1 protein-coding gene and 1 pseudogene are annotated in these 2,005 nt (G+C 75.9%); both read right to left on the reverse strand.

Annotated elements, in window-relative coordinates; genetic code table 11:
• Positions 1–102 precede the first annotated feature (102 nt).
• Positions 103–876, reverse strand: coding sequence for an ABC transporter ATP-binding protein (locus tag ABD308_RS07150; protein WP_344329444.1), 774 nt, complete (start codon positions 874–876; stop codon positions 103–105).
• Positions 877–1,324: 448 nt separating this feature from the next.
• Positions 1,325–2,005 (reverse strand): annotated as a pseudogene (locus ABD308_RS07155) (hypothetical protein); the annotation flags it as partial.

A 2,005-nucleotide genomic window follows, 5' to 3' on the forward strand; every position in this document is an offset into this window, starting at 1 on the left:
GCCCGGCGGCGCGCGGACCGGACATCGACCGCCGCAGGACCGTCGCCTTCATCCCGGTGAGCACGGCGATCGCGACCCGGCCGCCCGCCACCGGAGGGGCCGTCAGGACGCCAGCCATTCCAGCCCCTCCACTCCTCCGGTCCGGGCGCCGACCAGCTCGACGAACACGTCCTCCAGGGCCCGCCCGCCCCGCACCTCGTCCACCGTCCCGGCGGCCGCCACCCGGCCCCCGGCGATCACCGCCACGTGATCGCAGAGGCTCTCGACCAGGGCCATCACATGGCTGGAGAGCACCACCGAGCCCCCCGCCGCGACGAACCGCCGCAGGATCGTCCGGACCGTCGCCGCCGACACCGGGTCAACCGCCTCGAACGGCTCGTCCAGCACCAGCAGCCGGGGCGCGTGCAGCAGGGCGGTGGCCAGTGCGATCTTCTTGCGCATCCCGGTCGAGTAGTCGATCACCGCCGTGCGCGCCGTGTCCGTCAGCTCCAGCACGGCCAGCAACTCCTCGGCCCGGGAGTCCACCGTCCGCCCCTCCATACCGCGTAGCCGGCCCAGGTACCGCAACAGCTCCAGCCCGGTCAGCCGCTCCGGCAGCGCCAACCCGTCGGGCAGCACGCCCAGCAGCGCCTTGGCGCGCAGCGGATCGGCCCACACGTCCACGCCGAACACCTCCGCCCGGCCGGCGTCCGGCCGCAGCAGCCCGACCGCCATCGACAGCGAGGTGGTCTTGCCCGCCCCGTTCGGCCCGACCAGCCCGTAGAACGAGCCGCGCGGCACGGTCAACTCCACCCCGTCCACCGCCCGGTGATCCCCGAACCGCTTGCACAGCCCCACCAGCCGCAACGCCGCCACGCCCTCGCCCGCCACCCGCACCGGACCCTCCCGCCCTCACCCGGCCCGCCCCCTCCGGGCGGCCCATGAAAACGCTAGGACGGACACGATCGCGGCGGAATCCACCCCACTTCACACTTCGAGGTGGGTCCAGCCCCACCCCCGTCCTGCACCTGCCATCCGCCCTCCACCGGAAGGCCGGCGAAAGGCGCGGCCCGGGCCGGAGCGCGGCACGGACGGGTGCGCGCCCTGCGGCACGCACCGCCGGCGGCAGGGATCCGGCCACGACTTCCCCTGAGCGCGGTGGGTCGTCTGCTCATCGGGTGGAGTGGAAAGTCGACGCGGCCGACTTTCCACTCCACGCCCACGGCAGCCCAGGCGGCGAGGACCCGATCCAGGCGGATCGCCTCCGGGACGGGGGTGCGGAGGACCTCGTCCGCAGCGAAATCCGCGACCAGGATGCTGACCTCCCACCCCACACCCCGCCCGCTCAGACGGCGAGGATCCCGGCCAGACGCGTCGCCTCCGCACGGACACGACGGGGAGCCGCAGGAGCGACGAGGGCGGCCAGGGCGGGGATGGGGGTGTGGAGGGCCTCGGCGGCGGCGCAGTCGGCGGCCAGGGTGAGGACGGCCGGCAGGCCGCGGCGGGCGGGGTCGGGGGCGAGGTCGGTGAGCATCGTGGCGAGCACGGCGAACACCGGGCGGCCCGCGCCGCCGCGTGCGGCGTCGACGAGGACGGGCAGGAACCGGTTCGGCTTGGCGACGGACAGCCGCCACAGCTCCGCGAGCCACCCGCCGAGCGCCTCCGGCCGGAGCCGGTCGCGTGCGGTCATGGCCAACAGGGCGTCCAGCGCGGCGGCGCGGTGCTCGGCACGGGCGGCGGTCGTGCCGTAGGCGAGCAGGAGGTGACTCACCGGCCCGGGCTCGCCCGGGATGTCCGCGAGCCGCGGCAGCAGCGGGTCGGGGTCGCTGGGACCGGGGTCGAACGCCTGGAGCGCCACAGTGGGCAGGGCGTGCGCGGCGACGGTCTCCGGATGCCAGGGCGCCAGCCAGGGCAGTTGGGCGAGCTGGCCGGCCGACGTCCGGAACGCGGCCGTGAACCAGTCGGCGCCGGTGGGGTCGGGCAGCGCGTGCAGCAGCCCGGTGACGCCGTCGGCCACCGCCGGGTC

This window comes from Kitasatospora putterlickiae (assembly GCF_039527695.1).
Classification (GTDB): Bacteria; Actinomycetota; Actinomycetes; order Streptomycetales; family Streptomycetaceae; genus Kitasatospora; species Kitasatospora putterlickiae.